This is a genomic window from Ruegeria sp. BA2 (assembly GCF_056539605.1).
Genome location: NZ_JBQFVE010000003.1, coordinates 133,822 through 158,481 on the forward strand (window position 1 = coordinate 133,822; position 24,660 = coordinate 158,481).

Genomic DNA, 24,660 nt, shown 5'->3' on the forward strand with positions numbered 1-24,660 from the left:
CCAGAACATCCTGAGGACGCCCCAAATGTGCGCCGAGACACCTGACTACAAAGACACGCTGAACCTGCCCAAGACCGATTTCCCGATGCGTGCAGGCCTGCCCAAGCGCGAGCCTGCATGGCTGGAGCGCTGGGAAAAGATCGGCGTTTATGACCGCCTGCGCGAAAAAGAGGGCCGTGAGCCCTTCACGCTGCATGATGGTCCCCCCTACGCCAATGGTCACCTGCATATCGGTCACGCGCTGAACAAGACGATCAAGGACATGATCGTACGATCCCATCAGATGATGGGCTACGATTCACGCTATGTGCCTGGCTGGGACTGCCACGGCCTGCCCATCGAATGGAAGATCGAAGAGCAGTACCGCAAGAAGGGCAAGAACAAGGATGAGGTGAACATCGTCGACTTCCGCCAGGAATGCCGCAAGTTCGCCGAGGGCTGGATCGATATCCAGCGTGAAGAGTTCAAGCGTCTGGGCATCACAGGCAACTGGCCCGATCCTTATATCACTATGGATTTTCACGCCGAAGCAGTGATCGCCGACGAGTTCATGAAGTTCCTGATGAACGGGACTTTGTATCAGGGCTCGAAGCCCGTGATGTGGTCGCCCATCGAGAAAACCGCGCTGGCCGAGGCCGAAGTCGAGTATCACGACAAGGAAAGCTTCACCATCTGGGTGAAGTTCAAGGTTGTGAACACCGGCGATGTCACACTGGACAATGCCTATGTTGTGATCTGGACCACGACGCCGTGGACCATGCCGTCGAACAAGGCCGTGGTTTATGGCGACGACATTTCGTACGGCCTCTACGAAGTGACGGGCCGCCCCGAGGAATGCTGGGCGCGGATCGGTGAGCGTTATCTGTTGGCCGACGATCGCGCGGCTGATGTCTTTGCGCGCGCACGTCTGGACGACTCGATGTATCGCCGTTTGTGCGATGTCACACAGGAAGATCTGGCCAAGATCCAACTGACCCACCCGCTGGCCGGGGCCGAAGGCGGCAACGGTGAATGGGACGATATCCGCGATTTCCGCGCCGCTGAGTTTGTGACCGATACCGAAGGTACCGGTTTCGTCCACTGCGCGCCGTCACACGGGATGGAGGAATTCGAGCTTTATCGCGATCTGGGCATGTTGGAGCAGGTCATCACTTATAACGTGATGGACGATGGCTCGTTCCGCGCCGATTTGCCGTTCTTTGGTGGCAAATACATCCTGTCCCGTAAAGGCGGCGAAGGGGATGCCAACAAGGCAGTGATCGACAAGCTGGCCGAAGTCGGCGGGCTGCTGGCGCGTGGCAAAATCAAGCACAGCTATCCGCATTCGTGGCGCTCGAAAGCGCCGATCATCTACCGCAACACGCCGCAATGGTTTGCCTCGGTCGACCGCAAGCTGGAGGACGGCATGGGCGAGATGGGCGACACCATCCGTGAACGTGCCCTGCGCTCGATTGATGAACTGGTGAAATGGACGCCGCAGACCGGCCGCAACCGTCTATATTCCATGATCGAAGCACGCCCGGACTGGGTTCTGTCTCGCCAGCGTGCCTGGGGCGTTCCGCTGACCTGCTTTACCAAGAAGGGGGCTTTGCCGACCGACGCGGACTACCTGCTGCGCAACGAAGAGCTTAACGCCCGCATCAAGGCAGCGTTCGAAAAGGACGGCGCAGATATCTGGTACACCGATGGGTTCAAGGAAAAGATCCTCGACGGGATCGCCAACCCGGATGATTACGATCAGGTCTTCGACGTTTTGGACGTCTGGTTCGACTCAGGCTCGACCCACGCCTTTGTTCTGCGCGACCGTGAGGACGGCACCGAGGATGGCATCGCCGACGTTTACATGGAAGGCACCGACCAGCACCGTGGGTGGTTCCATTCTTCTATGCTGCAGGCCTGTGGTACCAAGGGCCGCGCACCCTATCGGAACGTGGTGACCCATGGCTTCACGCTGGATGCCAAGGGCAACAAGATGTCCAAATCGCTGGGCAACACCATCGTGCCGGAAGAGGTCGTCAAACAATACGGTGCCGATATTCTGCGTCTTTGGGTGGCCCAGACCGATTATACCGCCGACCAGCGGATCGGGCCGGAAATCCTGAAGGGCACCGCCGACAGCTATCGTCGTCTGCGTAACACCATGCGGTTTATGCTGGGCTCGCTGGCAGATTTCACCGAAGCGGATCGCGTCGCGCCTGAAGATATGCCGCGTCTCGAACGCTGGGTGCTGAGTCGTCTCGCGGAACTGGATGAGCAAGTGCGTAAGGGGTATGCGTCCTTCGACTTCCAAGGCGTGTTCAGCGCGGTGTTCACCTTTGCCACGGTCGATCTGTCATCCTTCTACTTCGACGTCCGCAAGGATGCGCTGTACTGCGATGGCGACAGCCTGCGCCGCCGTGCCTCGCGTACGGTTCTGGATATCCTGTTCCATCGCCTGACCACATGGTTGGCGCCGGTTCTGGTCTTCACCATGGAAGAGGTTTGGTTGGAACGGTTTTCGGCCGATGACAGCTCGGTCCACTTGGTGGATTTCCCTAAAACACTCGCCGACTGGCGCAATGAAGAGCTGGAAGCCAGCATGGCCAAAGTCCGCCGCGTCCGCCGCGCCGTGACCGCCGCGCTGGAAATCCAGCGTCAGGACAAGGTGATCGGCTCCAGCCTAGAGGCCGCGCCAATCGTGCATGTCGAAGATCAGGAAACCCGCGATCTGCTGGCGACATTCGATGTGGATGACATGTGCATCACGTCGGGTCTGGCTGTAACCGGTGATCCGGCCCCGGCCGAGGCATTCCGCGTGCCGGAGATCGAAGGCGTCGCTGTGGTATTCGAAAAGGCCCAAGGCGACAAATGCCAGCGGTGCTGGAAAATCCTGCCAGATGTGGGGCTGCACGCCCATCCGGGTGTGTGCGGGCGCTGTAACGACGCTTTGGACTGATCCTTGCGCCGTGTATTTGGAGTTTTGCAAGGCTCTGCCTCGCGCTCCGGGATATTTTTGGCCAGATGAAGGGACGGATCGTCAGAATTCGGGTTGCAGGTGTGGGGAAACATCTGCAACCGTTCTCTCATGCCAATGATTGCGGTAGAAACTCAGTTTGGTTGCCTTGGTGTCGAAGAGACCGACAGCGCCATCACGCGTCTTGTCTGGAATGGTCAGGACGAAGGCCAAGCCACCCCGGTTCTGGAAGAGGCGGCGGCGCAGCTGCGCGCCTATGACGAAGGGCGTTTGCAGCAGTTCGATCTACCCTATCGGATTAACGGGTCCGAGTTTCAGCGTCGCGTATGCGATGCGATGTATGCGATCCCGTTTGGTGACACGCGCACCTATGGTGAGTTGGCCAACGCGCTTGGATACTCGGCGCAAGCTGTAGGGCGCGGATGCGGTGGAAACCCCATTCCGATCATTATTCCTTGTCACCGGGTTCTGGGCGCGGATGGAAAGATGGTTGGGTTTTCGGGCTGCGGCGGCGTTGAAACCAAAGTTGCCCTTCTGCGTCACGAAGGCGCTGCCAGCCTGTTGATCTGAACGGCACTTACCTGTTGCAATCGGGAGGGCGCGGCCCCAACCTATATAGAATAGTGAATTTGAAGGACCGAATTGCATGACCGGCCAGACAAATCCCGCCGCACGTAAGAAAGCCATCGTCGATCATCTGATGTCTTTGGAAGAACAGGAATTGGCGACTGCTCAGGCGCATTATGATGCGTTTTTGAAAGACGCCCAACTGGATGACCGCGAAGGGCACGACAAAGACGACATCGCCGCCTCGCGCGAAAACGCCGATCTGGCGGCGGCGTTCGACGCGCCCGTTCATGCGCATCACGCCAAGATAGATGTGATCGAGAACACCGATTTCAGTCTGACCGATACCGTCCAGCCCGGCGCAGTGATCAAATTCAACAATCGCCGCTTTGTTGTGTGCGTCTCAACCACCCGATTTGAGGTGGAGGGCAAGACCTATATGGGCATTTCAACCCAAAGCCCGATTTATCTGGCGATGGTTGGTCTGCAGAAGGGTGATGTGTTCACCCATAATGGGACAGAGTTTGAGGTTCAGGAAGTCTTGTAGTCGCGGGCCTTACGCGTCGGAATGATCTGCTGCGCAATCCCGGCCGAGACCAGATAAAGGCTGGTGATCACCAGCCCCCAATGGGCCCAGCTTTCGGGGTGGAAATCTACCCAGGCAGCCCAGCCTGCAAAGAAAGTCCAGGCAAACGCCATCGGCAAGGACAAGCTGCGCCAGCGCTCGGTCCGGACCGGGTGAATGAACTTTAGGGGCAGGAACATGGCGACAGACAGCAGCGTGACCAGCAGCAGGATGACCCAGAAATTGGGTTCGAGCGCGAAAATCACGATGACAAACATGTTCCAGCAGCCCGGAAAGCCTGAGAATGAATTATCCTTGGTTTTCATGCGGGTATCCGCAAAATACATCGCGCTGGCAAAGGTGATGACGATGATTGCGAACCAGCCGGTCCATCCGTCCATCAGGCCCGACTTGAACAGGGCAAACGCGGGAATGAACACGTAAGTCAGATAGTCGATGATCAAATCCAGTAGCACGCCGTCAAATTCAGGCGCGTTTGCCTTGACGTGATAATGCCGCGCAAGCGGGCCATCGATTCCGTCCACAATGAACGAAACGACGAGCCAGAGATACATAAGGCTCCATTTTTCTTCGACTGCTGCCAACATGGCCAGCATTGCAAAAACGGCACCGGTAGCAGTGAACAAATGAACGGAAAGCGCTTTGAATCTGAGTGTCATGGTGGTGTCATGACCGAAGCACGGCGCAGATGCAAAGCAAAAAGGCTCATTGCTTCAGGCTTTTGGGTGCGTCCGGTTGTAGACTTCCATTAAACGGGCCGTGTCGACGGCTGTATAAGTCTGCGTGGTCGAAAGCGATGCATGGCCCAAAAGCTCTTGTATCGCGCGCAGGTCGCCACCGGCAGATAGCAAATGGGTGGCAAAGCTGTGGCGCATCGCGTGTGGCGTGGCCGTGGCGGGCAGGCCAAGCTGCATTCGCGCCTTGGCGACCACAGATTGAATGATCCCGGGGTTCAGAGGACCGCCGCGCACGCCGCGAAACAGCGCGGCTTTGGGTGAATGCGGATGTGGGGACAGGCGCAGATAGCGATCAACCGCAGCCCGTGCAGCAGGAAGAACCGGTACGATTCGTTCTTTGTCACCCTTTCCTGAAATGCGCAGAGTGTCTGGCAGCGGAGCATCCGCCCCAGTCAAAGACAGCGCCTCGGATATGCGCAGTCCGCAGCCGTAAAGAAGCGTCACAACCGCGACATCCCGTGCGGCAACCCAATCCGACGATGATTGCAATTCGACTGTCTCGATCATCGCGCGGGCGGCATCCTCGGCCAATGGGCGAGGCAGTTTCTTGGTAAACTTGGGTGCCCGGGTGGAAAGAACGGCGGTAGGTTCAAAACCCTCGCGTTCGGCCAGCCAGCGATAGAAGGTTTTGACCGCCGATAGTTTACGGGCCAGTGACCGCGCGCCGACGTCAGACGCACGCTGATCCGCCATCCAGGCCCGCATGTCGGACACAGTGATGTGTTCCAGCGCGGCCAGACCCTGACGTTCACTATGGTGCAAGGTCATGAAGGACAGGAAGTCTGTCACGTCGCCACGATAAGCGTTCAGGGTGTTTTCGGAGCGTCCCGACAGCGCCCCCAGACTGTCCAGCCAATGCTGCAGAGCATCGCGGCAGGCTGGGGAAATCAAGCTCACGACAGCCAGTGGCGCATCGAGCGTTCGAATACGCCAGCAAAGAAGGACAGAAGATCGGTGCCGAGTTGAGGCGAGAAATGCCTTGGGTCGCTTGCCCCCATCACAATCATACCGGGAAGGCGGCCGGTACCGAGATCGAGCTTCAAGCAGGCCTCAGACCTAAGCTGATCAGCCTGTTCGCCATATACCTGCCGATTGGTCTGGCGAATCTCGCGCAATGTGACTTCGCGCGGTTGGCCGTTACGGTCAGATGTCAGGTAGCCGTCGATGAATCCGGGCTCGACAACCGTTAGAACACCCCCGAGTTGATTTACGACGGGGTCGTCGCGCATGACGGTGGTTTCCAGAACCAGCGTGATGTGATCGACGCGCAGGATTTCGGCTACATCATTGCCGAGAGCGCGCAGGAAATCCTCGAACACGGTTGGCTCCAATAGGCGAAGAATGGCACGATGAACCTGATTGGTGCCTGCCAGATTCTCATAAGCCGCCGCGATAACCGAGCGGTGCGTGTCTTCAAGGCGGTCGAGGCGCGCCTCAAGCCGCTGCATGGCGATGCCGCGCAGATCGACGACATTGTCACCCCGCGCCTGTTCATTTGCTGCCACCAAAGCCTGCATCAGGTCTTTGTCATCCAGCACGGCGTCAGGTTCGGCCAGAATAGCCGCGCGGAGATTGTCCTTGAGTTTAGGATCGCTGCTCATGTCCCGTCCGGTCGTTTTTATTTTGGCGGGCTTATAACACGGGTTACTGGATTTGCCTTGGGAAAAATGCACGCAAGAGGCGAATTTCGTGTGCATTGTGGCGGCGGCTCCCGCCCGCTATGGGCTGATCGCAGATCAGCTGTGGCCGTAGGGCCTGGCGCGGCGCCTGACGGCACCGCGCTGCAGCACTTGAGATCAGAGGATTTTCTGACCTGTCTTTGCCCAGTCGGCCAGGAAGGTTTCCAAGCCTTTGTCGGTCAGCGGATGATCCGCCAGTTTCTTGATCACGCCCGGAGGGGCCGTAATCACGTCAGCCCCGATACGCGCGCTATCGGTCACGTGGTTCACGGTGCGGATCGAGGCGGCCAGAATTTCGGTTTCGAAACCGTAATTGTCATAAACCTGACGGATGTCGGCGATCAGGTCCATGCCGTCGAGGTTGATGTCGTCCAAACGTCCGATGAAGGGCGAGATGAAGGTCGCGCCCGCTTTGGCTGCAAGGATCGCCTGATTGGTCGAGAAGCACAGGGTCACGTTGACCATCTGGCCTTCATCGGTCAGCGTCTTGCAGGTTTTAAGACCCGCCCATGTCAGCGGTACCTTGACGGCGATATTGGGCGCAATCTTGGCCAGCTTGCGGCCTTCGGCGATCATGTCGTCGGCTTCGGTGGCGACAACTTCGGCGGATACGGGGCCGTCGACCAGTTCACAGATCTCTTTTGTCACTTCCAGAATATCGCGACCCGATTTCAGGATCAGCGAGGGGTTGGTGGTCACGCCGTCCACCATGCCCAGATCGTTCAGCTCTGCGATAGCGTCGATCTCGGCAGTGTCTACGAAGAATTTCATGAGGGCAGTCCTTTGATGGGTTGGCCTTGGTCGCGGATGGCTTTACCTCAAAGAGACCCCTGCTGGAACCCCCTGCGAAGGATATGCCGTGAGCGCTAACGGATTTTTCGACGAAGGAGAGCTGGTTGCGGTGCTGACGACGCAACCGCTGGACCGGACGTTGGACTACAAAGCGCCCGAGGGCGGGTGCTTCCTTGGGGCGTTTGTCGAGGTGCCATTGGGGCCGCGCAAAGTCTTGGGTGTGGTCTGGGGGCCGGGGCAGGGAGGCTTTGATCTCGCCAAAGCACGGTCGGTGATACGTGTGTTGGAAGTAGCGCCAATGCGTGAAGAGATGCGGCTGTTTCTGGGCAAAGTGGCAGATTACACGCTGACGCCGATGCCCGCGATGCTGCGTTTGGCAACCCGCGCGCCGGGGCTGAGCGACCCGCCGTCCATGCGCAAGATCTATCGCTTGGGCGGTTCTGAACCGGATCGAATGACCGACGCGCGGACCCGCGTGCTGGAAGTGCTGCGGGATTACGGCGGGCTGGCGTTTACCCTGAAGGAATTGTCTGAGCAGGCAGGTGTGACGTCTTCGGTCGTGAAAGGTTTGGTGAAACAGGGCGCGGTTCGGGAAGAGGACAGTCCGCGTGACCTGCCTTATCCTCATTTGGAACCGGATTTGCCGGGCAATGAGCTGACCGAAGATCAGGCGGCTGCAGTCGCCAAGTTGCAAGCAGGGCAGCGGTCTGGCGACTATGGCACCACGCTGCTGAAGGGCGTGACAGGCTCGGGCAAAACCGAGGTCTATCTGGAGGCCGTGGCCGAAGCCCTGCTGATGGGGCGACAAGCCTTGGTCTTGTTGCCAGAAATCGCGCTGACGGCTGAATTTCTAACCCGAGTTGAACAGCGTTTTGGCGCGCGCCCTGCGGAGTGGCACTCGGGGGCTACGATGACCGAGCGTCGCCGGGTCTGGCGGATGGTTGGGCAGGGGGATGCGCAATTGGTTGTGGGCGCGCGGTCAGCCTTGTTCCTGCCGTTTCGTGATCTGGGGTTGGTCGTTGTCGATGAAGAACATGACACCTCGTACAAGCAGGAAGACGGGGTGCATTACAGCGCGCGGGATATGGCGGTGCTGCGGTCTTCGATCTGTGGCGCGCGCGTGATCTTGGCCAGCGCGACTCCTTCGCTGGAAAGCTGGGCGAATGCTGAGGCCGGAAAATATGAGCGCCTGGATTTGACTGCCCGCTTCGGGGCGGCGGTGCTGCCCGAGATGAAGCCCATCGACATGCGGGCTGAGCCAATGCAGCCGGGGACGTGGATTTCTCCGTCTCTGCGACAGGCAGTAGAGCAGCGGATCGAGAACGGCGAGCAGTCGCTATTGTTCATCAACCGCCGTGGCTATGCACCGGTGACATTGTGCCGGGCATGTGGCGAGCAGATTGCCTGTGACCATTGCGACGCACGGATGGTGGAACATCGCTTTCTCAAACGCCTCATGTGCCATCAGTGTGGTGAGACCAAGCCGATGCCCGAGGCCTGCCCGTCCTGCGGTGTCGAAGGTAAGCTGGCCCCGGTTGGGCCGGGGATTGAACGGCTGGCGGAAGAGGCCGAGGGCACGTTTCCCGAGGCCAAGATCGCAATGCTGAGTTCCGACCTGTTTGGCTCGGCGCGGGCCTTGAAGGCGAAGATCGAAGAAATTGCCGAGGGCGACGCGGATATTGTAATCGGAACGCAGTTGGTGGCCAAAGGGCACAACTTTCCAAATCTGACACTGGTCGGTGTGATCGACGCAGACCTTAGCCTGCACGGGGCTGATCTGCGCGCGGCGGAACGAACCTTTCAGTTGATGCGGCAAGTGGCTGGGCGCGCTGGTCGGGCGGACAAACCGGGGCAGGCGCTGCTGCAGACCTTTCAGCCGGAACATCCTGTGATCCGCGCGATCCTGTCAGGGGACGAAGAGGGGTTCTGGACGGCTGAAGCCGCCGGGCGTCAGGCCGCCGGGGTGCCACCTTATGGTCGTATGGCCGGGATCGTTTTGTCCGGCCCCGAGGTTGGACCGGTGTTCGATATAGGCAACGCCATGGCGCGTAACGATGCACCGTTGCGACAGGTTGGTGCTCAGGTCTTTGGCCCGGCTCCGGCGCCGATTGCAAGAATTCGAGGGCGCCACCGCGTGCGGCTGTTGGTCAAAGCCCCCAAGGGTGCACCCATTCAGGAGGCAATTGCCCATTGGATCGCACCCTTAAAACTGAAAGGCGATATCCGCCTGACCGTGGATATCGACCCGCAAAGCTTTTACTGAGACCTGCATCAGCGCAGAGCCACTGTGCGGTCCCGCTTTCCTCTCGCCAAATGGTTTAAATAGGCGTAGAGCGAACACATGCTGAAACCCATGCCCCTGTCTGAGGCGCAGAGTCTTCCGCTCTGGCGCCGCCCGATGACGCTCTTGTTCGTGATGGCCCTGACCATGCCGATCGCATTCAACGCGTGGAGTGCGCTGCTGAACAATTTCGTCATCGAAGCCGCAAATTTTGACGGGGCAGATATCGGTTTGCTGCACACGGTACGCGAGATCCCTGGGTTTCTGGCCGTCGGTGTGATCGCGGTGATCATCTTCATCCGAGAGCAGGTGCTGGCGATGATCTCGCTGATGATGCTGGGCGTTGCAACGGCGGTGACCGCGTGGTTCCCCAGCCTTGGCGGGTTGTTGTTCGTGACGCTGTTCAGCTCGATCGGCTTTCACTATTACGAGACGGTCAACCAATCGCTGCAACTGCAGTGGCTGCCCAAGGACCGCGCGCCGCAGATTTTGGGCTGGCTGGTGGCCATGGGCTCAGCCGCAACGGCGGTGGTCTATGGGCTGATTGTGCTGACATGGGATCGGTTTGATCTGTCCTATAACTTGGTGTTCATGGCTGCGGGTGGCGTGACGGCCCTGCTGGCGTTGTTTTGCTTGTTTGCTTATCCCCAGTTCGATGCCCCCACGCCACAGACCAAGAAACTGATCCTACGCAAGCGCTATTGGCTGTACTACGCGCTGCAGTTCATGGCTGGTGCGCGGCGGCAGATTTTCATCGTTTTCGCTGGCTTCATGATGGTCGAAAAGTTTGGGTTTGAAGTGCATGAGCTGACCAGCCTCTACTTGATCAACCTGATGATCAACATGGCTGCGGCGCCTTTGCTGGGTAAGGCGGTGGCTCGGTTCGGAGAACGGCGGACGTTGATCTTTGAGTATACAGGACTGGCCATCGTATTCGCTGCCTATGGCGGTATCTACTGGTTCGGGTGGGGGGTGTTGCTGGCGGCGATCCTCTATGTGATCGACCATGTCCTGTTCGCGCTGGCGCTGGCTTTGAAGACCTATTTTCAGAAAATCGCGGACCCTGCGGACATCGCACCAACAGCCGCGGTGGCATTCACCATCAACCATATCGCTGCAGTGTTTCTGCCTGCGCTTTTGGGGTTGCTGTGGGTGGTGTCTCCGGGGGCTGTCTTTGGATTGGCCGCAGCGATGGCGATGGTATCGCTGGGCTTGTCGCTGCTGATCCCACGCCATCCTGAGCCTGGGAACGAAACGATCCTGTCGAAATACGCGCCTGCCCCTGCCGAATGATCGCCCGTGCTTGACCTCGGCGTCGCGCCGCCCTAGGCGCTGGGGAAGATTGAGACAGGAGGCCCAAATGCCCACATTCACCGCGCTGACCACCCTGACCGGTAAGACCGCTGCCGAAGGTCTTGGCGAGGCGATGGAACGGTTGGATCCTGAACCCACTGGCGTTGGCGTGTTCGAGGTCGAAGATGGCTCGGGCTTGTGGGAGGTGGGTGGCTATTTCACCGAAACTCCGGACGAAACCGCGTTGGCTGTTCTAGCTGCCGCGTTTGAGGCCAAGCCCTTTGTTGTCTCGGAACTCCCTCATACAGACTGGGTCGCGCATGTGCGCCGCGAACTGGCCCCCGTCGAGGCAGGACGCTTTTTTGTCTATGGCAGCCATGATGCCGACAAGCTGCCCGAAGGCCGCATTCCGTTGTTGATTGAGGCCGCAATGGCCTTTGGCACAGGGCACCATGGAACGACCCTTGGGTGCCTCAAGGCCTTGGACTTTCTTCTGGACCAAGGGTTCTCGGCAACCAAGGTCGCCGATATCGGTTGTGGAACCGCCGTGTTGGCGATGGCTGCCGCGCGGGTCTGGGACGGTGATATTATCGCTAGCGATATTGATGAAGTTGCAGTCGACGTTGCCGAGGCGAACCTCAAGGCAAACGGAATGGCTGGTGCTGTAAACTGCGTTGAAGCGGCGGGATTCGATCATCCGGATTTGAAAGCGCACGCGCCCTACGATCTGATATTTGCCAACATCCTCAAAGGACCACTAGTTGCGCTTTCGCCCGAGATTTCAGCGAATCTTCGCGCTGGCGGGCAGGCGATTCTGTCAGGAATCCTCAATGAGCAGGCGGATGACGTGGTTGCGGTTTATCTACAAAATGGCTTCAATCTGGTCCGCAGGGATCAGATTGGTGAATGGACGACCCTAATCTTAAGCAAACAGGGCTAAAATAAGGCCATTTACAGGAGTTTTGTGGATATACGCCACGTTTATGTCGCATTCTCTTTTTACCGTCTCTGAATGCAATCGGGGGGCGGTTTTCGGAGGCTGCCATGACAGGAAAACAACTCGAATTCGATCAGCGCATCACGCGTTTGAACAAAAAGCACCAGAAACTGAGCCGGGGCTATCGTGCCACGATGCGCGCGGATGGGCTGGTGGTGATGAAACCACAGCGCATGCGTTCAGCCGTTTCGCTCAAGGTGCTTTTGGTTTGTTTTGTTGGTTTCTTTGCATTCAAGGCGTTCCTGCTGTCCCATCTCGGTCCGACTGCATATGAAACGCGTGTTGAAAGCCTGAACCAGGGAACGCCTGTTGAACAAGCTGGTGCCTGGATCATGCAGGCCGACCCGGTGACCGCGTTTTTATCGAGCCATCTGAACAAGGTTTGGTACTAACCGGGCATCTTGCACCCTCCTCACGACAAAAACACCGCTGGCCTTTTGGCAAGCGGTGTTTCTGTTTGCCCCAAAGGGAGGAGGAAGGGGCATATAAGCGGTGGCTAGGTTCAGCGACGGCCTTCGGCGACTACGTCGATGTCGCCACGGCACAGGCCGATATCGTCCAGTTCACGGTCGGTCAGACCGCTCAGCGCGTTGCGTGTAGCGCGGGCGTCGTTCCATTCCTCAACGGTGTTTACAACCGCTGCAAATGTCGCGCCGATACGGCCGACGAGGCCGAATGAGCCAGTGGTGGTGCGGGTGGTATCCAGTGCAGCCATATCCTGTTTCCTTCTGGTTTGTGTTAAACTCTGATCTTGCGATCTGAGCGGCATCTAGAGATGCAAACTCCGCTCGACAAGCGCAGATTTTGCAACTGTCCTATGCAATTTTTGCAATGCTCAAAAATGCTTAAAACCCCTTAAATTGTTGGTTAATCTCGCCTCATAAATGTGTCGAAAACAAGCGGATCTCTGTCGTAATCAGACTTTGGCAAAGCGGGTGCGACATGAATGTCGGTTTTAGACTGCGGGCCGAATTCCTTGGAAAATGTTCATGCTTCGTGCTAGTCGATGAAAAAAGATCACACGAACCCGAGCAGGTCGAGACAAAGCATGCGAATTCTGGGCATTGATCCGGGGCTTAGAACTCTGGGATGGGGCGTCATCGAATCGCATGGCAGCCGCTTGAGCCACGTCGCCAATGGATTGTGCAAATCAGACGGGGATGATTTGGGCGAGAGATTGCTGTCACTTCACAACCAGATCGTCGAGGTCATTGCCGAACATCGGCCTGATCAGGCGGCTATTGAACAAACCTTTGTTAACAAGGACGGTGCCGGCACGCTGAAACTGGGACAGGCACGCGGGGTGGCCTTGTTGACATTGGCGCAGGCTGGCTTGCCGGTTGGGGAGTACGCTCCGAACCGCGTCAAGAAAACCGTGGTAGGTGTTGGTCACGCCGAAAAGGAGCAGGTTCTCCACATGGTCAAGTTGCAATTGCCCGGATGTTCACCCAAAGGGGCAGACGCCGCTGACGCATTGGCAATCGCGATTTGTCATTCCTATTACGGTTCTGCCCCACAATCACGGATGAAAGAGGTGCGCGCATGATCGGCAAACTTACCGGACGGTTGGATTACCGCGCGGCAGATCACGTTCTGATCGATGTGCGCGGAGTAGGCTATCTGGTATATTGCTCGGACCGGACCATGGCCGCGCTGCCCGGCGTGGGCGAAGGGGTTTCGATCTATACCGATATGGTCGTGCGCGAAGATCTGATGCAGTTGTATGGTTTTCTGTCCTTGGTCGAGAAAGAATGGCATCGTCTCTTGTGCTCGGTGCAGGGTGTGGGTGCGAAAGTTTCATTGGCAATTCTCAGCGCGTTGGGGCCAGATGGAGTCAGCCGGGCGATTGCATTAGGCGACTGGGGTGCGGTCAAAGCAGCCAAGGGCGTTGGGCCGAAGACGGCACAGCGGATCGTGTTGGACCTCAAGGACAAAGCCCCGGGCGTGATGGCCATGGGCGGCACCGTGACCGAAGCAATGGATGGCCCCGCGCTGGAAGTCGTCGAAACGGCTGAGCCTGCACCGGCACCGAAGCGGGTGGCAAAGCCAGCCTCGGGTGCTGCGGCTGCTTCGGCAGGTGCGCTGTCAGCGTTGGGCAATCTTGGCTATGGCCCGTCCGAAGCTGCCTCGGCTGTGGCTGAGGCCGCCGCCAATTTGCCTGACGCGGGTGAGGCTGATCTGATCCGCGCGGCGTTAAAGCTTCTGGCTCCGAAAGGGTAGTTGAATGGTCGATTCTGATCCCGCTCTGAGGCCCGAGCCAATGGCCGAGGACAATGACCGCGCGCTGCGCCCTCAGGGCCTGGACGAGTTCATTGGTCAGGCAGAGGCGCGCGCCAATCTGCGCATCTTCATCCAATCTGCCCGTCAGCGCGGTGAAGCCATGGACCATACGTTATTCCATGGCCCTCCGGGATTGGGGAAGACCACTCTGGCCCAAATCATGGCGCGCGAATTGGGGGTGAATTTCCGTATGACCTCGGGGCCGGTTCTGGCTAAGGCGGGGGATTTAGCGGCGATCCTGACTAATCTGGAATCACGGGATGTGCTGTTCATCGATGAAATTCACCGTCTGAATCCAGCGGTCGAAGAAGTGCTGTACCCGGCGATGGAAGATTTCGAGCTGGATCTGGTGATCGGGGAAGGCCCAGCCGCGCGGACAGTACGGATCGAGTTGCAGCCGTTTACACTGGTCGGAGCGACCACGAGAATGGGTCTGCTGACCACACCACTGCGGGATCGTTTTGGTATTCCGACCCGTTTGCAATTTTATACGGTCGATGAGCTGCACGAGATTGTCACGCGAAACGCGCGCAAGTTGGGTGCGCCCGCCGATGATGAAGGGGCACGAGAGATCGCGCGCCGGTCACGCGGCACCCCGCGGATTGCGGGCCGTCTGCTGCGGCGCGTCGTGGACTTTGCCATTGTCGAAGGGGACGGGCGGATCACGCGCGATCTGGCAGATGGGGCGTTGACCCGGCTGGGCGTTGATAATCTGGGTCTGGACGGGGCGGATCGGCGCTATTTGAAACTGATTGCCGAGAACTATGCGGGTGGGCCGGTTGGGATCGAAACGCTTTCGGCAGCACTGTCGGAAAGCCGGGATTCGTTGGAAGAGGTGATTGAGCCCTACCTGCTGCAGCAGGGCCTGATCCAACGAACACCGCGTGGGCGTATGCTGGCGCAGAAGGCGTGGACGCATCTGGGGATGGCTGCGCCAAAGCGCCAGAGCGATCTGTTTGGTTGAAGACGTACGCATTAGATTTTATGCCTCCGGCGGGAGTATTTTTGAAAAGATGAAGGGCTGGGCGTGACTCCGGATCAGATCGAGGCGCTGTTTACCCGCGATAGCGGAGAGTTTTTGTTTGCGCGCTGGGGCCGCCCCATCGTGCCAATCGTCTTCGGTGTCGAGGATGAAACGCTAGCGACCGTCAAAGGCGCGTTTGAGGCGATTGTTACACTGGCAAATCACAAGATGGCTGAAACAGACCCGGAACTGGGTGCTAACTGCATGGTCTTCTTCTTTCGAGATTGGCGAGAACTGCTGGAGGTCCCTGATCTGGACCGCCTGATTCCGGATTTGGCCCCACTGGTCGAGCGGTTGGAGACGGCTGACGCCAATCAGTATCGCATTTTTCGGTTCGAGGAAGACGGCGCGATCCGCGCTGCCTTTGTGTTTCTTCGTATGGACAAAGAGCTTTCCAAGGTACCGGCGGACACTCTGGCGCTGGGTCAAGTGGTGCAGACGATATTGCTGTGGTCCGACGGGGCATTTCGCGATGCGTCTCCCCTGGCCATCACAGGTGACGCAACGATCCTGCGACCAGATATTGCCGCTTTGATCCGGGCTGCCTACGATCCGGTCTTGCCGCGTGCAGCGCAAGATACCTCTCATGCGTTGCGCCTGTTTGCCAGATTGGAAGCACCGCAATGAAACATATCTACCCGGTTCGAGTGTATTACGAAGATACCGACATGGGCGGGGTGGTGTATCACGCAAACTATTTGAAGTTCATCGAACGGGCGCGATCTGACTGGGTGCGCAATCTGGGTAACGATCAAAATGCGATGCGTGATGCGGGCATTGTTTGGGTCGTGCGGCGGATCGAGGCTGATTATCTGTCCGCGGCGAAGTTTGAAGACGAGCTGACGATAGAAACGGATGTCGTTTCATTGTCCGGCGCGCGATTGACCATGTCGCAGCTGGTCAAACGGGGTGAAACCGAAATATTCCGTGCAGTTGTGACTGCCGTTTGCATGAACAAACAGGGCAAGCCTGTGCGCCTTCCGGCAGAGATTCGCGCATTAATGTAACAAATTAGCCCCTCGGGGTGGTTCTGTTGGCTTTTCATCTCCATCTGCGTTAGCGTTTGGCAAAACAAGGCCAAATGGCCAACAGGCAAAACAAAGAGCAGGTTCATGGAAGCTGAAACGCTGGCGCTGGCGCAGGAGATCGATTTCTCCATGTGGGGGCTGTATGCCCGCGCGACTTTTGTCGTCAAACTTGTGATGTTGATGCTGATCGCTGCATCCATCTGGTCTTGGGGCATCATCATCCAGAAGCTGATCAACTACCGGGCCGCGCGGCGCGAGGCACAGGTGTTTGATGAAAACTTCTGGTCTGGGAACCCGTTGGATGAATTGTTCGAGCAGATCGGAACCCAGCCCGATGGCAGTTCCGAAAAGATTTTTGCCGCGGGCATGATCGAATGGCGGCGCTCGCATCGCACCGATGGCGGGTTGATCGCGGGGGCGACGGCGCGGATTGATCGGTCGATGGATGTTGCGATCGCGAAAGAAGCCGAAGGGCTACAGAAAGGCTTGCCCATATTGGCCACGGTAGGCTCAACAGCTCCGTTCATTGGCTTGTTCGGCACGGTGTGGGGCATCATGAATGCCTTTATCGAAATTGCCGAGCAGCAAAACACCAATCTTGCTGTTGTGGCCCCCGGTATTGCCGAGGCTTTGCTGGCTACGGGATTGGGCCTGTTGGCGGCGATCCCTGCCGTGATTTTCTATAATAAACTCAGCGCGGATAGTGACCGGATCGTGGGCGGGTATGAGGCCTTTGCCGATGAGTTCGCCACCATTCTCTCGCGCCAGTTGGATAGCTGACTATGGGGGCTGCGGTTCAGCAAAGCTCGGGCGGGAATGGGCGCAGGCGCGGGCGGCGGCGCGGACGCGCGCAGCCAATGGCCGAGATCAACGTAACACCTTTTGTGGATGTCATGCTGGTTTTGCTGATCATCTTCATGGTGGCAGCCCCTTTGTTGACTGTCGGCGTACCTGTCGATCTGCCCAAGACAGCTGCCAGCGCCTTACCGGGCGACAACGAAGAACCGCTGACCGTGACTCTGACTGCTGATGGCCGGATACAGATACAGACCACGGATATTCAGCGCGAAGAGTTGATTGGCCGACTACGAGCGATTGCGGCAGAACGCAGCAGCGACCGCGTGTTCTTGCGTGCTGATGGCGCTATTCCCTATGCGCAGGTGATGCAGGTCATGGGCGCGCTGAATGCGGGCGGGTTTTCCAACGTTGGCCTTGTGACCGATACCGGCGGGCCAACGCTGGACGAAGGGTGAGAGTGAGGTTGCGCGGTGGATACCGGCACCAAGATTTCGGCAATTGCGCATGTCAGCCTGATTGGCTGGGCGTTGTTCGGCGGGACCTTTCGGTCCGAGCCTTTGCCGATGGCTGTACAGGATGTCTCGGTGATCTCGGCTGAGCAATTTGCGGCGATGACCGCACAACGTGAAGCACCTGAACTGCCGACGGACCCGGCAGAATTGCCGCAACCATCTGCACCGGATGAGATTGAGACGCCGGAGCCCACACTGGAAGATCAGCCCGAGCCTGAGGCTGTTACACAGCCAGAACCAGAGCCCGAGCCCGAACTTGAGCCCGAGACCGTCGAAATTCAGCCCGAGCCTGAACTGATCGAGCAAACCCCGACGTTAACAGAGCCTGAGCCTGAAGTGGCCGCGCTCCCAGTCCCTCCAGGCCCCGAAGCAGAGCCAAGCCCGGCGGACAAGATCGCGCCCGAACAAACTCCTCCACCGCCGCCCGAGGCCGAGCCGGATGATATCGAGACACCTGCTGTTTCTTTGGATGAAGGGGCTGAAATTCAGCAGGAACAGCAGGATCAGACTGCGCCCGTCGAAACGTCACCAGAGATCGTGACCGAGGCGGAAGAGGTTGATGATCCGGCCCCCCGAACCTCGCCCCGCCCGCGCGTGCGCCCGAACCGTCCGGCACCGCAACCCGTGCCCGAAGTGGCTGAAACGCCAGATCCCGCGCCAACTGAGCCAGCGCAAAATGAGCAAGCGATCAATGATGCGCTTGCCGAAGTGTTGGGCAATGGCACCGAACCTTCTGGCCCGCCGCTGACCAGCGGGGAAAAAGACGCGATGCGCGTTGCGGTTTCGCGCTGTTGGAACGTCGGTTCCCTATCAACGGATGCGTTGGAAACTGTTGTTGTGGTCGGATTTTCATTGACCCGAGACGGCAAAGTTGTCGGCGGCAGTTTGCAGCTACTCGACAGTTCTGGTGGCTCGGCCGCTTCTGCAAAACAAGCCTACGAGGCCGCCCGGCGCGCAATATTGCGCTGTGGTGCCCGAGGATACGACCTGCCTGCTGACAAATACGATCAATGGCAGGATATTGAGATTACATTCAATCCCGAGAGGATGCGGATCAAATGATGAAACTTCTGACCAGCCTCTTAGTTGGCCTGACCCTTCTGTCGACATCAGCCTATGCTCAAAGTGGCCCACTGCGCCTGGAAATCGATGAAGGGATCATCGAGCCGATGCCGTTCGCAGTGCCAAGCTTTGTTCCCGACGGGCCCTCAGCGGCACAATATGCGCAAGATATCTCGCGGGTGGTCGTGTCGGATCTGACGGGAACGGGCCTGTTCCGCGAAATCTCGTCAGATGCCTTCATCAGCCGGGTCAGCAGTTTTGATGCGCCGGTACAGTTCGCCGATTGGAAAGCGATCAATGCGCAGGCATTGGTGACCGGGGCGGTCAATGTATCGGGCAAGCGGCTAACAGTTCGGTTCCGGGTTTGGGATGTGTTCTCGGGTCAGGAACTGGGCAATGGCCTTCAGTTTGCAGGTACCACCGACGGTTGGCGTCGGATGGCGCATAAGGTGGCCGATCAGGTCTATACCCGGATCACGGGCGAGGGTGCTTATTTTGACAGCCGCGTGGCTTATGTGTCGGAAAGCGGCCCAAAGGATCAGCGGCGCAAACGGTTGGCGATCATGGACTATGATGGTGCAAATGTGCAGTACCTGACCGACAGTGCCGCCATCGTGTTGGCCCCTCGGTTCTCGCCTTCGGGGGACCGGCTGCTCTATACCAGCTATGAAACCGGCCAGCCGCGGATCTATCTGTTGGATGTCGGTCGTGTGCAGCGGCAGGAACTGCCGACGCAGGAAGGCACGATGAGCTTTTCGCCGCGCTTTTCACCCGATGGCCGATCGATCGTTTATTCACTGACCCAAGGCGGTAACACCGATCTGTGGAAAATGGACCTGGCATCGGGCCAGAGCGTGCGACTGACCAATACGCCAGCAATTGAAACCGCGCCCAGCTATGCACCGGATGGTAGCCGGATCGTGTTTGAAAGCGATCGTTCCGGCACCCCGCAGCTGTATATCATGCCCGCAAATGGCGGCGAGGCGACGCGGATCAGCTTTGGTCAAGGGCGCTATGGTACTCCGGTCTGGTCGCCGCGTGGTGACCTGATTGCGTTTACCAAGCAAAACAAAGGCCGTTTCCATATCGGTGTCATGCGAACAGATGGCAGCGAGGAACGCCTTCTTACGGCATCCTTCCTCGATGAAGGCCCCACATGGTCACCTAACGGGCGGGTCATCATGTTCACCCGCGAAACGCAGGGGGCGAGTGGGCGTTCAACGCTGTATTCGGTGGATATCTCGGGCCGCAACCTGCGCCCGGTTCGGACGCCGGATGGTGGGAGCGATCCCTCATGGGGGCCGCTGCAGAATTGATCGGAACGGACGTTGGGTAAAGTTCACAACAATCCCGCAATGTGGTAGAAACGCGCCAATAAACAACGAAACACGAGGCACTTGAAATGAAACTGTTGAGCAAAGTCGCGGCGATCGGGGCGCTGACCCTGATTGCGGCCTGTTCCAATAATGATCCGTCGGCTTTAGGCGGTGGCGCTGGTGGCAGCGGCGCGCTGGTTCCGGGTTCACCCAGTGATCCGCGCTCACCGGCCTATTTCCAGCAGTCTGTTGGCGATCGGGTTCTGTTCGCGGTCGATCAGTCCACCCTTAGCCCGCAGGCGCAAACGATCCTGCAGGGGCAGGCGGATTGGTTGCTGGCCAACCCGGATTTTATGGCCAATATCGAAGGCCACGCGGATGAGCAGGGCACACGTGAATACAACCTTGCCCTTGGCGCTCGCCGTGCAAACGCAGCACGGGAATATCTGATTTCGCGCGGTGTTGCAGGCAATCGATTGACCACTGTTAGCTATGGCAAGGAACGCCCGATCGAAATCTGCAGCACCGAGGATTGCTATTCCAAAAACCGCCGCGCGGTGACGGTGCTGACCGGTTCAACCTTGGGGTAAGATGATGCGATTTGCAGGTTTGGTTCTGGCGGTGGTTGTGGCCGTCGCTGGTGTGGCACAGGCGCAGGATCAGCAGACGTTGGCGGATATCCGTCAGGAACTGACAGTGCTGCATGTGGAAATCCAGCGTCTCAAGCGCGAGTTTTCGACCACTGGCTCGCCCGCGCCCAACCTATCCGGCAGTTCCGTGCTGGAACGCGTCGACGCGATTGAGGCCGAGCTACAACGCCTGACGCGCCAGACCGAGCAGTTGAACCAACGGGTGCAAAATGTCGTGACCGATGGCACCAACCGCATCGGCGATCTGGAATTTCGCCTGGTTGAGCTTGAAGGCGGTGATCTGAGCACGCTGGGTGAAACCACAACACTCGGTGGTGAGACATCGACCGATGTCGCTGTGGCACCCACGCCGACCCCCACCCAACCCACAGTCACCGATCAGGGTGAGCTTGCGGTGGGCGAGCAGGCAGATTTTGATGCCGCTTCGCAGGCTTTGGCGGATGGAGATTTCCAGACCGCTGCCGACCTGTTTGCGCAATTCGACCAGTCTTATCCAGGCAGTCCGCTGGCGAGCCAAGCCAATCTGCGGCGGGGGCAGGCGCTGAAAGGGGTGGGTGATACCCGCGAAGCGGCGCGCGCTTTCTTGGCGAGTTTCACCGGCGATTCCGAAGGCCCTCTGGCCCCTGAGGCGCTGTTTGAATTGGGTGCGGCGCTTGGGCAATTGGGGCAGACTGATCAGGCCTGCATCACACTTGGCGAGGTCGGGGTGCGTTTTCCGACATCGGCCCCGGCGGCTTCGGCGACGCAGGAAATGGCAACACTGGGTTGTTCTTGACCGCTGACGCCGACACGCTTCGGGCTGAATTGAGGGCGCGTTTGCCCGCCCCACTGCCGCGTCTGTTGGGCGTGGCGGTTTCCGGGGGCAGTGATTCGACCGCGCTGTTGCGATTGTTGGCGGACATCGCGCAAGAAGAGCGGCTGAACCTATTCGCGGCAACTGTTGATCATGGGCTGCGGCCTGAGGCAGCCTCGGAGGCTGCCACTGTCGCTGAGCTGGCGCAAAGCTGGGGTATTCCGCATAAAACGTTGAATTGGCGGGATTGGGATGGAGCGGGCAATCTGCAGGATCAGGCGCGGCGGGCGCGATACCGGCTGCTGGTTGAATGGGCCAAGGCGAAGGGGCTGCAGGCAATTGCGCTGGGGCACACGGCAGATGATCAGGCTGAAACGGTTTTGATGCGACTGGCCCGTGCCTCGGGCGTTTCAGGGCTGTCTGCGATGCCAGAAATTCGCTCTGAGAATGGTATCGCATTGCTCCGCCCTTTACTTGCAACAACCAGGACGCGCCTTCGGGAATACCTGACGTCGCAAAATATCTCTTGGATCGACGATCCATCGAATCAGGACCAGCGTTTCGACCGTATCAAGGCGCGTCAGGTCCTTTCCGGCTTGGATCAGATCGGAATCACCGCCGAGTCGTTGGCGCGGGTTGCTGATAATATGGCACAAGCGCGTGAGGCTCTGGCGCATTACACGCGGGACGCTGCTGACCGCTGTGTTCGGGTTTTGGACGGAGATTTGTGTATCGATCGCGGAGGGTTCAATTCTCTGCCCGAGGAGATTCAACGACGTTTGTTGGTCGCGTCTGTTGCTTGGATAGCAGGCGGAGACTATCCGCCGCGTCACAAGGCAACGGATCAGGGACTGGACGCAATCGCCGCTGGTCATACAACCACGCTGAAGGGGTGCGTTTTGGCCTCGGAAGGTAAAAAAACTTGGATTTGCAGAGAGCTAAACGCTGTGAACGAACAGCGGGCACGCCCTTCTGAACCATGGGATCGGCGCTGGATATTGACCGGTCCGAATACTGTGGATGCGGAAATCCGAGCGCTGGGCGAAGACGGGGTTCGCCAGCTTGAGGATTGGCGCTTGCTGGGAAAACCCCGCGCTGCTTTGTTGTCGACGCCCGCTGTCTGGATCGGTGACACACTAGTGGCGGCACCTCTGGCCGGTTTTGCGAATGAATGGCGTGCCGAACTGCTGCCGGATAGGTCCGACTTCGCCTCAGTAATTTTATCGCATTGAACCTGCCACAATCCTCTCTATTTTAAGGGGTAACCCCGGCGGGTCCCCACCTGCCGAAACCTTTCAGGAGATTTTCCTTGGGCAACGCTCGCAACATCGCCTTCTGGGTCGTTCTGTTTCTGCTGATCCTGGCACTTTTCAACCTGTTTAGCGGACCCAGCGGGTCGCTTCAGGGTAATGAAAAAACCTATTCTGATTTTGTGACCGCCGTTGAGAGTGGTGAGGTCAACAAAGTTACGCTGGACGGTGAGCAGATTCGCTACACAACTCAAAACGGCGCCAGCTATACGACGATCAAACCCGGCGACGCCGAGGTTACGAAGCTGTTAATCGACAAGAACATCCCCGTTGAGGCTGTGAAACAACAGCAGTCCGGCTTCCAGTCTTTCCTGATCACGCTGTTGCCCTTCCTGCTTTTGATCGGTGTCTGGGTCTATTTCATGAACCGGATGCAAGGTGGCGGCAAAGGTGGCGCGATGGGCTTTGGCAAGTCCAAGGCCAAGATGCTGACCGAAAAGCATGGCCGCGTGACGTTTGACGACGTAGCTGGCATCGACGAAGCAAAGGAAGAGCTGGAAGAGATCGTCGAATTCCTGCGCAACCCTCAGAAATTCAGCCGCCTCGGCGGCAAGATTCCGAAAGGTGCGCTGTTGGTTGGCCCTCCGGGTACGGGTAAGACCCTTCTGGCTCGTGCCATTGCGGGTGAGGCGGGTGTGCCTTTCTTTACAATTTCGGGTTCCGACTTTGTTGAAATGTTCGTGGGTGTCGGTGCGTCCCGTGTCCGCGACATGTTCGAGCAGGCCAAGAAGAACGCACCTTGTATCGTTTTCATCGACGAGATCGACGCAGTGGGTCGCCATCGTGGCGCAGGTTATGGCGGTGGTAATGATGAACGCGAACAGACGCTCAACCAGCTGTTGGTCGAGATGGACGGGTTCGAGGCCAATGAAGGTGTGATCATTCTTGCGGCAACCAACCGTAAAGACGTGCTGGACCCGGCATTGCTGCGTCCGGGCCGCTTTGACCGGAACGTGACCGTTGGCAACCCCGACATCAAAGGGCGCGAGAAGATCCTGGGCGTGCACGCGCGCAAGACGCCACTGGGCCCCGATGTTGATCTGCGCATTATCGCACGTGGTACTCCGGGCTTCTCTGGTGCCGATCTTGCGAACCTCGTGAACGAGGCCGCTTTGATGGCTGCCCGCGTGGGCCGCCGTTTTGTCACGATGGAAGACTTTGAAAATGCCAAGGACAAAGTGATGATGGGGGCTGAGCGTCGCTCGATGGTGCTGACCCAGGACCAGAAGGAAAAGACCGCCTATCACGAAGCCGGTCATGCCGTTGTTGGTCTGGAACTGCCGCTGTGTGATCCGGTCTACAAGGCCACTATAATTCCGCGCGGTGGTGCGCTGGGTATGGTTGTCTCGCTACCCGAGATGGACCGTCTGAATTATCACCGAGATGAATGTGAACAAAAGCTGGCGATGACCATGGCGGGTAAGGCTGCTGAGGTCATCAAATACGGTGAAGACCACGTGTCCAACGGCCCGGCCGGTGATATCATGCAAGCCAGCCAGTTGGCGCGGGCTATGGTGATGCGCTGGGGAATGTCGGATAAGGTCGGCAACATCGACTATGCCGAGGCCCATGAAGGGTATCAGGGCAATACCGCCGGATTCTCGGTCTCGGCCCATACGAAAGAGCTGATCGAGGAAGAAGTGAAGCGCCTGATCCAGCAAGGATATGAACGCGCGCATCAGATTCTGACTGAGAAGAACGAAGAATGGGAGCGCCTCGCGCAAGGTTTGCTGGAATACGAAACCCTGACCGGTGACGAGATCAAGCGCGTCATGAACGGCGAGTCTCCGACAGATGGCGATGACGAAGGCGACAGCCCGGATGAGGGCAGCGCACCCAGCGTCACGGCCATTCCAAAGACCAAGGCCAAGAAATCTCCGCCAGATGGTGGGATGGAACCTGAGCCTACCGCATAACAGCAAAACCCGGAGCCAGCCTCCGGGTTTTCTCTTTTCATCAGGTCGTTGCTGGGCATTATGCCAGCAAACCTGTCATTGAAGGG

The 24,660-nt window shown here is 58.3% G+C and carries 25 protein-coding genes; 20 read left to right on the forward strand and 5 right to left on the reverse strand.

The genetic code is table 11. The annotated features are described in order from the left end of the window. Positions 1-25 precede the first annotated feature (25 nt). The 3 genes from ileS (at position 26) to ACR0NN_RS08175 (ending at position 4,067) form a co-directional block, all read left to right on the forward strand. The gene (ileS, locus tag ACR0NN_RS08165; RefSeq protein ID WP_170721254.1) at positions 26-2,935 is read left to right on the forward strand and encodes an isoleucine--tRNA ligase; all 2,910 of its coding nucleotides are present in this window, start codon (positions 26-28) and stop codon (positions 2,933-2,935) included. 129 nt (positions 2,936-3,064) lie between these two features. Then, positions 3,065-3,523 carry a methylated-DNA--[protein]-cysteine S-methyltransferase gene (locus tag ACR0NN_RS08170; RefSeq protein WP_170721251.1) on the forward strand — a complete coding sequence of 153 codons (459 nt, stop codon included), beginning with the start codon at positions 3,065-3,067 and terminating at the stop codon, positions 3,521-3,523. Between the two features lie 76 nt (positions 3,524-3,599). After that, on the forward strand, positions 3,600-4,067 hold the full coding sequence (locus ACR0NN_RS08175; RefSeq protein ID WP_170721246.1) for a hypothetical protein: 468 nt from the start codon (positions 3,600-3,602) through the stop codon (positions 4,065-4,067). Here ACR0NN_RS08175 and ACR0NN_RS08180 read toward each other — a convergent pair. The 4 genes from ACR0NN_RS08180 to fsa form a co-directional block, all read right to left on the reverse strand. Further along, the gene (locus tag ACR0NN_RS08180) at positions 4,052-4,765 is read right to left on the reverse strand and encodes a CDP-alcohol phosphatidyltransferase family protein (RefSeq protein ID WP_170686015.1); all 714 of its coding nucleotides are present in this window, start codon (positions 4,763-4,765) and stop codon (positions 4,052-4,054) included. The two genes, ACR0NN_RS08175 and ACR0NN_RS08180, sit on opposite strands and share 16 nt — an antisense overlap. A 54-nt stretch (positions 4,766-4,819) precedes the next feature. Further along, positions 4,820-5,740, reverse strand: coding sequence for a tyrosine recombinase XerC (locus tag ACR0NN_RS08185; RefSeq protein WP_170721243.1), 921 nt, complete (start codon positions 5,738-5,740; stop codon positions 4,820-4,822). Further along, positions 5,737-6,444 carry a DUF484 family protein gene (locus tag ACR0NN_RS08190; protein ID WP_170686013.1) on the reverse strand — a complete coding sequence of 236 codons (708 nt, stop codon included), beginning with the start codon at positions 6,442-6,444 and terminating at the stop codon, positions 5,737-5,739. Before ACR0NN_RS08190 ends, ACR0NN_RS08185 begins: the two co-directional genes overlap by 4 nt. Positions 6,445-6,639: 195 nt before the next feature. Further along, positions 6,640-7,293, reverse strand: coding sequence for a fructose-6-phosphate aldolase (gene fsa / locus ACR0NN_RS08195; protein ID WP_170686012.1), 654 nt, complete (start codon positions 7,291-7,293; stop codon positions 6,640-6,642). A gap of 88 nt (positions 7,294-7,381) precedes the next feature. Here fsa and ACR0NN_RS08200 point away from each other — a divergent pair, with 88 nt between their 5' ends. The 4 genes from ACR0NN_RS08200 to ACR0NN_RS08215 all read left to right on the forward strand — a co-directional run bounded on the left by ACR0NN_RS08200 (position 7,382) and on the right by ACR0NN_RS08215 (position 12,277). Further along, positions 7,382-9,577 (forward strand): primosomal protein N', encoded by a 2,196-nt coding sequence (locus ACR0NN_RS08200; protein WP_170721240.1) that lies wholly within the window; start codon positions 7,382-7,384, stop codon positions 9,575-9,577. A gap of 78 nt (positions 9,578-9,655) precedes the next feature. Continuing rightward, positions 9,656-10,888 (forward strand): MFS transporter, encoded by a 1,233-nt coding sequence (locus tag ACR0NN_RS08205; RefSeq protein ID WP_170721236.1) that lies wholly within the window; start codon positions 9,656-9,658, stop codon positions 10,886-10,888. Positions 10,889-10,955: 67 nt separating this feature from the next. Further along, the gene (locus tag ACR0NN_RS08210) at positions 10,956-11,828 is read left to right on the forward strand and encodes a 50S ribosomal protein L11 methyltransferase (protein ID WP_170721233.1); all 873 of its coding nucleotides are present in this window, start codon (positions 10,956-10,958) and stop codon (positions 11,826-11,828) included. Positions 11,829-11,932: 104 nt separating this feature from the next. Beyond that, positions 11,933-12,277 carry a hypothetical protein gene (locus ACR0NN_RS08215; protein WP_170686008.1) on the forward strand — a complete coding sequence of 115 codons (345 nt, stop codon included), beginning with the start codon at positions 11,933-11,935 and terminating at the stop codon, positions 12,275-12,277. Positions 12,278-12,387: 110 nt separating this feature from the next. Here the strand turns inward: ACR0NN_RS08215 and ACR0NN_RS08220 are convergent, their stop codons facing one another. Continuing rightward, positions 12,388-12,600, reverse strand: a complete 213-nt coding sequence (locus ACR0NN_RS08220) for a DUF1127 domain-containing protein (protein WP_170686007.1) — start codon at positions 12,598-12,600, stop codon at positions 12,388-12,390. 333 nt (positions 12,601-12,933) lie between these two features. Between ACR0NN_RS08220 and ruvC the strand changes: the two genes are divergently transcribed. The 13 genes from ruvC (at position 12,934) to ftsH (ending at position 24,574) form a co-directional block, all read left to right on the forward strand. Continuing rightward, positions 12,934-13,431 carry a crossover junction endodeoxyribonuclease RuvC gene (ruvC, locus tag ACR0NN_RS08225; protein ID WP_170686006.1) on the forward strand — a complete coding sequence of 166 codons (498 nt, stop codon included), beginning with the start codon at positions 12,934-12,936 and terminating at the stop codon, positions 13,429-13,431. After that, positions 13,428-14,105, forward strand: a complete 678-nt coding sequence (gene ruvA, locus ACR0NN_RS08230; protein ID WP_170721229.1) for a Holliday junction branch migration protein RuvA — start codon at positions 13,428-13,430, stop codon at positions 14,103-14,105. The genes ruvC and ruvA overlap by 4 nt, the downstream gene beginning before the upstream one ends. 4 nt (positions 14,106-14,109) lie before the next feature. Further along, the gene (gene ruvB, locus ACR0NN_RS08235) at positions 14,110-15,129 is read left to right on the forward strand and encodes a Holliday junction branch migration DNA helicase RuvB (RefSeq protein WP_170686004.1); all 1,020 of its coding nucleotides are present in this window, start codon (positions 14,110-14,112) and stop codon (positions 15,127-15,129) included. Between the two features lie 63 nt (positions 15,130-15,192). Beyond that, positions 15,193-15,816 carry a hypothetical protein gene (locus tag ACR0NN_RS08240; protein ID WP_170721225.1) on the forward strand — a complete coding sequence of 208 codons (624 nt, stop codon included), beginning with the start codon at positions 15,193-15,195 and terminating at the stop codon, positions 15,814-15,816. Beyond that, positions 15,813-16,196 (forward strand): tol-pal system-associated acyl-CoA thioesterase, encoded by a 384-nt coding sequence (gene ybgC / locus ACR0NN_RS08245; RefSeq protein WP_170721218.1) that lies wholly within the window; start codon positions 15,813-15,815, stop codon positions 16,194-16,196. Before ACR0NN_RS08240 ends, ybgC begins: the two co-directional genes overlap by 4 nt. A gap of 105 nt (positions 16,197-16,301) precedes the next feature. Continuing rightward, complete coding sequence (gene tolQ / locus ACR0NN_RS08250; protein ID WP_170721215.1) at positions 16,302-16,997, forward strand: protein TolQ; 696 nt, start codon at positions 16,302-16,304, stop codon at positions 16,995-16,997. Positions 16,998-16,999: 2 nt separating this feature from the next. Further along, positions 17,000-17,470, forward strand: a complete 471-nt coding sequence (tolR, locus tag ACR0NN_RS08255) for a protein TolR (protein WP_170721213.1) — start codon at positions 17,000-17,002, stop codon at positions 17,468-17,470. A gap of 15 nt (positions 17,471-17,485) precedes the next feature. Then, positions 17,486-18,589, forward strand: a complete 1,104-nt coding sequence (locus tag ACR0NN_RS08260) for an energy transducer TonB (RefSeq protein WP_170721211.1) — start codon at positions 17,486-17,488, stop codon at positions 18,587-18,589. Further along, a complete protein-coding gene (gene tolB / locus ACR0NN_RS08265; RefSeq protein WP_170721208.1) occupies positions 18,586-19,905 on the forward strand; it encodes a Tol-Pal system beta propeller repeat protein TolB in 1,320 nt (439 codons plus the stop codon). The genes ACR0NN_RS08260 and tolB overlap by 4 nt, the downstream gene beginning before the upstream one ends. An 86-nt stretch (positions 19,906-19,991) precedes the next feature. Further along, on the forward strand, positions 19,992-20,495 hold the full coding sequence (gene pal, locus ACR0NN_RS08270) for a peptidoglycan-associated lipoprotein Pal (RefSeq protein ID WP_170721204.1): 504 nt from the start codon (positions 19,992-19,994) through the stop codon (positions 20,493-20,495). A gap of 4 nt (positions 20,496-20,499) precedes the next feature. Further along, positions 20,500-21,330 carry a tol-pal system protein YbgF gene (gene ybgF / locus ACR0NN_RS08275; RefSeq protein WP_170721834.1) on the forward strand — a complete coding sequence of 277 codons (831 nt, stop codon included), beginning with the start codon at positions 20,500-20,502 and terminating at the stop codon, positions 21,328-21,330. Next, entirely contained in the window at positions 21,327-22,580 is a 1,254-nt protein-coding gene (tilS, locus tag ACR0NN_RS08280) for a tRNA lysidine(34) synthetase TilS (RefSeq protein WP_170721201.1), read from the forward strand. The genes ybgF and tilS overlap by 4 nt, the downstream gene beginning before the upstream one ends. A 77-nt stretch (positions 22,581-22,657) precedes the next feature. Further along, complete coding sequence (ftsH, locus tag ACR0NN_RS08285; protein ID WP_170685995.1) at positions 22,658-24,574, forward strand: ATP-dependent zinc metalloprotease FtsH; 1,917 nt, start codon at positions 22,658-22,660, stop codon at positions 24,572-24,574. Positions 24,575-24,660 lie beyond the last annotated feature (86 nt).